Origin of the sequence: Streptomyces sp. MnatMP-M17 (assembly GCF_900091995.1) — a bacterium.
Classification (GTDB): Bacteria; Actinomycetota; Actinomycetes; order Streptomycetales; family Streptomycetaceae; genus Streptomyces.
In genome coordinates this window covers 1-7,720 of the sequence record NZ_FMDK01000427.1, presented here as the reverse complement: position 1 = coordinate 7,720, position 7,720 = coordinate 1, and the positions used below count along the sequence as shown (strand labels likewise).

The following is a 7,720-nucleotide window of genomic DNA, read 5'->3' as shown; positions in this document are numbered from 1 at the left end:
CGTAGTCGAGCGCGGCGGCGGGGCCGGTGTCTCGCGTGCGAGACGTCTCGGTGCCGGCGGTGACCGCGCCGTGGATCGCGGCCAGGGCGCGGGCGACGTCCAGGAGCCGGTACGCCTGCGCGCGGCTGATGCCGAACTCCGCCCGGCAGTAGGACTCCCAGCTGCCGTGTCCGAGGGGGAGCCAGACGCGGGCGGCGTGCGCGTCGCGGACCCGGGCCGCGAGGACCGCCACGGAGCGCCGCACGTCGTCCATCGCCTCGCGCAGCCCGACCGTCATCTCCCGGGCCTGGGCGGTCGACAACGGCGTCCGCGCCGGTTCGGCGACGTGCTCCTGGTCCTCGTGCTGCTCGCCCACGAGTCCATCGTCCTCCGGCCCGGCGTGCGGGGCCAGGGCGTGCGGGGGCGGTTCAGTGGGCTTGGAGGACCTGGTTGCGCAGGGCCCGCAGCAGGGTCAGGGCGTCCTGGTTGTCCGCGTCGGTGAAGGCGTGGAGCGCGAGCAGGATGGACCCGCCGATTCGTTTGGCGGTGACGAGGTCGTCGCCGGCGAGGGCGGCCTGGTGGTGCAGGGAGTCGGTCAGGAGGAAGACGATGCGCGCCATGGGATCGCCGTTGAGCTCCGCGACACGCTGGCCGGTCTCGTCGCGGGTCATGGTGGCCTCGATGCCGAACGCGGTGAGCAGGACGCGGTGGAGGGTGTGCTTCCCGTACGCGGCGAGCAGGGCGGCCAGCGGGCGCTCGTGCGCGCCGCCCGCCAGGGCCTCCAGGGCGCCGTCGTTGTTGTGGACAACGGCTTCCAGCGCGGCCAGGGCCCGGAGATGGTCGTCGTTGGTCAGCTCGTCATCCATGGCACCACAGAGTAGGCCGATGCCCGGAGTGCGCCGCGATGGTCGGCGTGACCGGTCAAAGTCGGTGGCAAACGGTCAGGATTGTGGTACAGGACGACGGCCTCACACCCTCACAGAGCTCACAGCGCACCCCGTGTGCCTGGGGTATGGGCTGTGAGGCTCACAATCTCCGAGCCGTCGGGGAGGTCCAGGTGTGGCTTGTGTGGGGCGGGGAGCAGTGGGCGCGGGCCTCCTGGCATCAGTCCGCGGTCACGGAGAACCTTCCTGCGGTTGCGGCACCAGGTGGTGCAGAACTTCCGGGGCCGGCGGGCGGCCTGGGGCAGTGCCTGGGTGCACACCGGGCAGTCGCCGGGCCCGGCGACGGGCGCCAGGCGCTCCAGCAGCTGCCCGGACGCGCTCGGTCTCTTCCTGCGTGCCGAAGTACTGGGCGTCGGCCTGGCCCCGGCAGCCGGTGAGGAGTTCGCCGAACACGCCGCGCAGCTCGGTGAGGTCGCGGCGGCAGGCGCCCGGCAGGGCGAGGTAGTCGTCGACGGGCCAGGTGGTGAGAACCCCGGAGCGGGAGAGGTAGAGGCCGACGGTGTCGATCCGGTAGGTGTCGGCGGCATCGAGCAGCAGGTAGCCGGTCAGCTGCCAGGCGGTGCGCTGGGACATCTCCGCCAGCGGGTGGCGGGCGCTCTTGAAGTCGATCAGGGTTCCGTCGACGACGATGTCCGCGTCGGCGGTGATGCGGGCGCCGGCGAACGTTGGCCCGCTGGCACAGTCCTCGGGCCGGGTACGGGCACGCAGGGCCTCCAGTGGGCCGTGGGCGGCCTTGTGGAGCTGGGCGGTGACATCGGCCACCATGTCGCGGTGCGGGAGCTGGAGCAGCCGGTCGAGGGTGAAGGCGCCGGGGTCCTTGAGGGCGGTCCCGGCGAGCGGGGTGAAGGCAAAGCCGATCGGGGTGCGGGCGAGGACCTGGTACCAGGCCGCGGCGATGAGCATGCGAGCCAGGTCCTCCTCTTCGTCCTGGCCGCGGTCGACCGGAAGGCCCCGGTTGTCGAGGTCCAGGCGCTGCACCGTCTCGGTCAGGCGTACCGCGAGCTCGTTGCCGACGGCGTGCATCCGCAGACCCGCCCCGCGGCCGCTGATCGAGCCGGTGCGCTCGATCCCGATGAGGGAGGCGTCGTCGACCGGCGCGGCCGCGGTGAAGGCCAGGCGCAGCCGCTGGTCGATCGCCGTGCCGACGGTGCCGGGCCTCGGTGGCGACGCCGGGCGGCGGGAGCAGGACGTGGTCGGCGCGGTGCTGGGTGCGGTAGTTGTCGCGCAACGGCCTCGCGCCGGCGGACAGTTCGCGGTCCAGGAACCGGCGCAGCGGGGTGTGGGGGCTTCTCAGCCCGTCGACCAGGGACATGACGGATCACCGCCGTTCATCGGGCGCCCGCCAGGGCGCACAGGGGTCACGGTTCGGACGGTAGGCATCGGGACTGACACGGCGTCACCCGCAGGGAGTAGCTGGAGACAGCCGCGGTCGATGGATTCACCCGATCGAGGGCGGCGCGGCGTCCTTGGTACAGCGCTCATGAAGAGCGGGACGGCACACCGAGCGGGGCGGAATTTCACCCTCACGGTGCTGCTGGAGGGCCGGGCCGTGAAACTCCGCAGCCCCGACCAGCGCTCTGGCCGGAAGACGGCGTGCCGCACCGGGGCCGGCCGACGGTTCGTGCGAGTACCGCCACCGCGGTCCGCCGACTCGCTACGGTCAGCGCATGACCAGTGACGGTGTAGTCGTGGACGAGGCGATCCGCGCGGCGTGGGACTCGTACCGGATCTTGGAAAGGCGCACGTCAGACAAGGAACGCCAGCAGGCGCAGCAGCGTGTCCAGGCCGCGATGGACATCTACGGCCGGGACGAAGTGTCCCGGGGCACGGTCTTCCTGGTGGGCGTGCTGACCGCCCACATCATCGGCCAGCAGGACGGCCCGGAGGAGGACCGCCTCGATCCGCTCAGTGACCTGATCCTGGCCGTGATCCGCAAGCTCCCCAGCTTCGAACTGGCCGACCCCGCCCAGGTACCGATGGTCACCGGCGTCCTCATGGCCGCGGCCATGGGCATGGACACCATGGCCTGGCGCGACCAGTTCGGGAAGATCGCGCCGAAGGAAGCCATGGTGCACAACTTCGTGCTCTGGCTGCTCGCCGACCTCTTCGACAACCTGGTCGAACAGCCCGGAGCCACCGACCTGCTCATGCGGGAGACCTTCAACTCCATGGCGGCAGCCAGTGAGCAGTAGCCGCGCGTTGCCGCCCATGTGAGGCGTGGGGAACATGGCCGTGGCCCGATCATGCCGGGGCGGATTCCAGACGTTGTCCGCGCACCCCAGCGGATCACTGCCCAGTTGGGCAGACTGGCAGGCAAAGAGAGCGGCCTTCATACGCCAACTGGCACTGACCTGGGGGAACTTGTGATCATCCGGCGATTCCTGGACGACGACAGTGAGCTGGCGCAGCACCTCGCCCAGCAGCTCAACACCCCATTGGACTGGCCAGAGGGTGCGGGGCTGACCACCGGGCACGTCGCGAAGATTGCTTCTGCGGCAGCCTGCGACGTCGCGTACAACCAGGCGGCCAACGGTCATCTGATCGACCTCTTCGCAGCCCTCCCCCTGCCGGGCACACCCGACGGCAACGCGTTCTGGGCGGCGCTGGGCAACGCGGGAGGCGATGCCGCTCTGTACATCGACCCCGGCAACATGGGCGGTCCGACCTTCGACCGCCTGGCCAGGGGGAACGAAGCGGGCGTCGCCGACCGGGTGCTCAGCTTCCTGGCCGAACTCGACGACCAGCAGCGCGACGCCGTGACCAAGGTGATCGGTGACGCACTGGCCCACGACACGCTCGTCGCAGGCGGCCGCTACCTCGGGCAGCTGTGGCTGCGCGACGCCGAGACCACCGCCTGGCATGTTCTGCTCACCCAGCGACGGCTGCACGAGACCCAGGACGACCGCAAGCGATTCTTCGAAGCGTGGGGCAACGCCTGAATGCGTGTTTCTAAGCCTCGATGCTTCTTGATCTTGAGACTTCGTTGCCCGCGAGGAGGCGCGTGGCGGCACATGTGACCGATGTGCTGCTGGACTGAGTACGTTTCCCCATGCCACGTTCGAAGCCGCGAGGGAACCGGCTACGGAGGGTTGGAAATGCTGGTGACGGAATTCAGCACGGAGGTTGTGGCGGCGTCGGAGCGGTTCGAACTGTTTACCGAAATCACTGATCGCTTGTACATGATCAACCGGCTACGTAGCAATGATCAAGATGACTTCCGTGCCAGGATGCGAGTTCTGGATTTAGGGGAGTTACAGGTCTCCACCATGCACTTTCCGCATCTGGAAATCACGCGGACCCCGAAGTTGATCCGGCAGTACGATCCCGAGGCTTACCAGATCAACTACTTCCTCCGTCAGGAGGGAGTTCTCTCCACAGGTAGCTGCGATACGGCACTACGTGCCGGAGACTTGGTCTTGATGGACAGCAGCCGTCCCTACCGCGGAGAGGTTCACGCTGTTCTGGACAGTTGGTCACACGTGACTGTGCAATTTTCTCGCCGACTGCTGCCACTGCCGGATAAGACGGTGCAGGCTCTGCTCGGTGCCCCGATCGACGGGCGCAGAGGCATGGGCGGGGCGTTTGCCCGCTGGCTGACCGATCTCAGTGTACGCGCAGACGAGTTCACGTCGGCCGACATCCCCGTCCTCGCCTCGGCCACCTTGGACCTCCTCGGGTCCGTGGTTGCGCGTTGTCTGGATGCCGAGGAAGCGATGAGCCCGGATGCCCGCCGACGGGCCTTAGAGGTACGCATTCACGACTTCATCCAGCAACGGCTCGCCGATCCAGGATTGACCCCCGAAGCCATTGCAGCCGCACACGGCATTTCCACCCGATACCTGTACAAACTCTTCTACGAGCAAGGACTCACGGTGGCTGGCTGGATCCGTGAATGCCGCCTGGAGCGTTGCTGTCGTGATCTCACCGATCCGAGCCTTTCCTCGCGCTCCATCCAGGCCATCGCGAGCCGCTGGGGCTTCATCGACAAGGCTCACTTCAGCAGAGTCTTCCGTGCCGCCTATGGCATTTCCCCCCGGGACTACCGCCACTTGGGCGCGCACAGACACGGCGTGCAGGAACCGTCAACTACCGTGCGCGGACGGTCAACGACACCACTGCCGCCCGGTGGCATGCTCTCGCCAACCATCGACCGGAGTAGCCCGAGCACCTGAAAGGCGGAACATCAGTGACACCTGCAAAGGAGCAGAAGCAGTGGGTGATGGCGTTCGACGCCACCTGCGGCACGTGCACGGCGATCTCCTCAGCCGTGGCCGAGGCGAGCGACGGCAAGCTGGAGGTCCTTCCCCTGACCGACCCCGACGTGCAGGGGTGGCGGCGCCAGAGTATGGGCCTCGACCCTGAGTGGACCCCGACGTTACTCCGCGTCGACGGGCCTGCCGTCCGCGCGTGGACGGGACCCGCCATGACAGTTCCCCTGGTAAGGCGGCTCGGGCCAGGCGCGACAGTCCGGGTTCTGCGCGCTCTGGGCCGTTTGCGCCACGAGGCCAAGCACGGCTCGTCGCAACCCGACAGCAAGTCGATCGGTCGCAAGCAGTTCTTGCAACTGTGCGGCGGGATCGCTGCGGCGGCCACCCTGACGATGATGGGCAAGACGCCTGCCTTCGCACAATCGAGCCAGCCCCAGGCGCAGGCATGGGTCGAGGCCAACAAAGGCAACCTGCCGCGCACCTACACGGAGATAACCAAGCACTCGGAGCCGTACCGCAAGGCGATTCTGCGTGCGCTGCCGCCGCAGGACCGAACACAACTCTGGCTAGACCACTTCGAGCACTACCGCGCAGCACATCCCGACCTGTCGGCCTCTCAGACGCAGGTCATCGACCAGGCTCGCGAGCTGGCACCCAAGCTGCTCCTGTCTGAGGAGGACGTCTCCCAAAAGGTGCGGCGTCTTGAGGACGTGGCGAAGCGTGAGTTCGGCCGTGAGGGAGCCGCCGACCTGCTCGCCCGGCTCGGACCTGCGGACGCCGGGCTCGGACCACTGGCCTACTGCTCGTGCGCGACGGAGAGCGACTACTGCAGCGGCTCTTGCCGACGTGGGGGCTGCACCATCATTCCCTCGGACTGCGGGTTTCTCTACCAGTACGACTGCAACGGTCTGTGTTACTGATCACGCAGCGGGAACTGAGTAGCCACGGGCTGTCGGTAGTCTGAGCAGTACGGCCGGGCTACGACAACGCCCCGACCCCAGCAGCTCGAATGCCGAGGTCGGGGCGTTGTCGTCGGGTGGCTACCCGAGCCAGGTGATGGTGAGGACGGACAGGCGGCGCAGGGGGCGGTTCACCCAGTAGGTGAGGGAGAGCTGGCCGACGGAGACGTGGCGGACGTCCTCGCCTTCGGGGTCGTCGGCGTTCCACCGGCTGAAGCCCCACGGATCGGCCGCCGCGGCGTCCAGGACATCCCACACGGTGTCTTCGACGTGCTCGGGCAGGGTGCCGAGGACCTTCGCCGCCGAGGCGGAGAAGCGGACCGCGTACGGTGGCTGAGCGGTCACCGGCGTCTTCCCCGGAGCTCCGCCATGTCGATGAACCCGCTGTCGTCGTAGCCGGAGGCGACGAATGCGTCGACGGCCGGGGCGGAGGCGAGGCGGCCCTGCCACTCCTGGATGACCTCGTAGAGCCCGCCGAGGGAGAACGTGCGCCGCGATTCCTCGAGCGCTGCCGCCCACTCCCGCTCGAAGGCCGGCACCCACGTGTCGGCACGCCGGTCGGCGCGCAGCTGGGCGAGGAGTTCGGCCGGAGCTCCCGGGGCGGGGGCGTACACCGTGAGGGGTGCGTGGTCGGGCTGCGCGCTCATCGGCTGCTCCTCTTCTTCATGGGAAGGGCGTTGCCGCACACCGTCATGTCGTCGTCCGTGCCCCAGCTGCAGAATCTGCCGTACGGCACGTCGTGGATGGTCAGCGGAATCAGCCGGCCCAGCCCCTCACCATGTTCGGGGCACAGCAGCACGTCGGCCAGGTCAGGGTGCTTGTAGGCCGCGATGTCGGCCTGAAGAGGGCCGTGGTCGGGGCGTGCGCTCATCGGCTGGTCCTTCTGGCGGGTCGTCAACTCACAGTACGCGTGCTGGGCGGCCGTGGATGCGGACATGCGTTGATCTCGTTCTACCTCGTACGCAGGGCGCGGGTGATGGCCTGGGCGTGCTGGCGCAGCGGCTGGTCCTGCTTGTCCCAGGTGGCGGCCACGTAGTTGAGGAGTTCGGCCGTCGCCCGTTCCGAGTCGCTCGGGTCGCTGGTCAGCAGCCGGTCGGCGGCGTAGGCGACGTCGGCGGCCGGGGTGGAGTGCTCCTGGTCGTCGACGGGGCGGTAGCCGGCGGTCAGCGTGAGGGTGTACTCGTTGCCGGTGCGGGTGAGCGCGGTGATGGTGTTGAGGTTGAGCGGCCCGAAGGACGGCTGTTCGAGGGCGGCACGGATGAAGTGCCGGTGGTTGCCGATCGCGGCGACCACGGCGTCCCAGGCGTAGGCCACCCGCTCACCGTCGGGGTCCGGCTCCACGGTGGCGAGGGACAGCTCGAAGCTGGTGCCGTAGGCGTCGCGGAACCAGACCGTCTCGTCGCCGGGCGCGGCCGGGGCGACGAAGGTGATGTGCGGGCTGGAGCGCAGCGCGTCGGCGATGCGGACAGCATCGTGGTCTGCATCGAGCAGGGGGCTCTTATCGCGGTCGATGGGCGGGATGAGACTGAGCACTTCATCTGGCGGATGAGCCCTTGAGTTGGCGGGTCTTTAGCCTCGCGCTTTCATGAAGTGGGGTGTCCGGCAGGCGGTCAGGAAAGCAGAAAGTGCC

The 7,720-nt window shown here is 68.5% G+C and carries 10 protein-coding genes and 1 pseudogene; 4 read left to right on the top strand and 7 right to left on the bottom strand.

What is annotated here, in order from left to right:
• The 3 genes and pseudogenes from GA0115259_RS19535 to GA0115259_RS19520 all read right to left on the bottom strand — a co-directional run.
• Window positions 1-355: pseudogene (locus GA0115259_RS19535) on the bottom strand (hypothetical protein); the annotation flags it as partial.
• 52 nt (window positions 356-407) lie between these two features.
• A complete protein-coding gene (locus tag GA0115259_RS19525; protein ID WP_161230419.1) occupies window positions 408-845 on the bottom strand; it encodes a hypothetical protein in 438 nt (145 codons plus the stop codon).
• 249 nt (window positions 846-1,094) lie between these two features.
• Window positions 1,095-1,946 (bottom strand): hypothetical protein, encoded by an 852-nt coding sequence (locus GA0115259_RS19520; RefSeq protein WP_093598680.1) that lies wholly within the window; start codon window positions 1,944-1,946, stop codon window positions 1,095-1,097.
• A 644-nt stretch (window positions 1,947-2,590) separates the two neighbouring features.
• Here GA0115259_RS19520 and GA0115259_RS19515 point away from each other — a divergent pair.
• The 4 genes from GA0115259_RS19515 to GA0115259_RS19500 all read left to right on the top strand — a co-directional run bounded on the left by GA0115259_RS19515 (window position 2,591) and on the right by GA0115259_RS19500 (window position 6,051).
• The gene (locus GA0115259_RS19515; RefSeq protein ID WP_093598677.1) at window positions 2,591-3,115 is read left to right on the top strand and encodes a hypothetical protein; all 525 of its coding nucleotides are present in this window, start codon (window positions 2,591-2,593) and stop codon (window positions 3,113-3,115) included.
• A 171-nt stretch (window positions 3,116-3,286) separates the two neighbouring features.
• On the top strand, window positions 3,287-3,862 hold the full coding sequence (locus GA0115259_RS19510; protein ID WP_093598674.1) for a hypothetical protein: 576 nt from the start codon (window positions 3,287-3,289) through the stop codon (window positions 3,860-3,862).
• Between the two features lie 156 nt (window positions 3,863-4,018).
• The gene (locus GA0115259_RS19505; RefSeq protein ID WP_093598671.1) at window positions 4,019-5,095 is read left to right on the top strand and encodes an AraC-like ligand-binding domain-containing protein; all 1,077 of its coding nucleotides are present in this window, start codon (window positions 4,019-4,021) and stop codon (window positions 5,093-5,095) included.
• 14 nt (window positions 5,096-5,109) lie between these two features.
• Window positions 5,110-6,051 carry a bacteriocin fulvocin C-related protein gene (locus GA0115259_RS19500; protein WP_161230418.1) on the top strand — a complete coding sequence of 314 codons (942 nt, stop codon included), beginning with the start codon at window positions 5,110-5,112 and terminating at the stop codon, window positions 6,049-6,051.
• 120 nt (window positions 6,052-6,171) lie between these two features.
• On the opposite strand, the gene GA0115259_RS19495 is transcribed toward GA0115259_RS19500, so the two are convergent.
• The 4 genes from GA0115259_RS19495 to GA0115259_RS19480 are packed head-to-tail and all read right to left on the bottom strand — an operon-like array spanning window position 6,172 to window position 7,623.
• Window positions 6,172-6,435 (bottom strand): hypothetical protein, encoded by a 264-nt coding sequence (locus tag GA0115259_RS19495; protein ID WP_093598665.1) that lies wholly within the window; start codon window positions 6,433-6,435, stop codon window positions 6,172-6,174.
• Window positions 6,432-6,737, bottom strand: a complete 306-nt coding sequence (locus GA0115259_RS19490) for a DUF6247 family protein (protein WP_093598662.1) — start codon at window positions 6,735-6,737, stop codon at window positions 6,432-6,434. The genes GA0115259_RS19495 and GA0115259_RS19490 overlap by 4 nt, the downstream gene beginning before the upstream one ends.
• A complete protein-coding gene (locus tag GA0115259_RS19485) occupies window positions 6,734-7,027 on the bottom strand; it encodes a hypothetical protein (RefSeq protein ID WP_093598659.1) in 294 nt (97 codons plus the stop codon). The genes GA0115259_RS19490 and GA0115259_RS19485 overlap by 4 nt, the downstream gene beginning before the upstream one ends.
• 14 nt (window positions 7,028-7,041) lie before the next feature.
• Window positions 7,042-7,623: a hypothetical protein gene (locus GA0115259_RS19480; protein ID WP_093598656.1), complete on the bottom strand. Its 582-nt coding sequence runs from the start codon at window positions 7,621-7,623 to the stop codon at window positions 7,042-7,044.
• Window positions 7,624-7,720: the final 97 nt, after the last annotated feature.

Bases quoted from the DNA above. Each gene is read 5' to 3' on its own strand.
- GA0115259_RS19515 (WP_093598677.1), top strand. From the start codon at position 2,591: ATGACCAGTGACGGTGTAGTCGTGGACGAGGCGATCCGCGCGGCGTGG.
- GA0115259_RS19505 (WP_093598671.1), top strand. From the start codon at position 4,019: ATGCTGGTGACGGAATTCAGCACGGAGGTTGTGGCGGCGTCGGAGCGG.
- GA0115259_RS19485 (WP_093598659.1), bottom strand. From the start codon at position 7,027: ATGTCCGCATCCACGGCCGCCCAGCACGCGTACTGTGAGTTGACGACC.
- GA0115259_RS19490 (WP_093598662.1), bottom strand. From the start codon at position 6,737: ATGAGCGCGCAGCCCGACCACGCACCCCTCACGGTGTACGCCCCCGCC.
- GA0115259_RS19525 (WP_161230419.1), bottom strand. From the start codon at position 845: ATGGATGACGAGCTGACCAACGACGACCATCTCCGGGCCCTGGCCGCG.
- GA0115259_RS19520 (WP_093598680.1), bottom strand. From the start codon at position 1,946: ATGCACGCCGTCGGCAACGAGCTCGCGGTACGCCTGACCGAGACGGTG.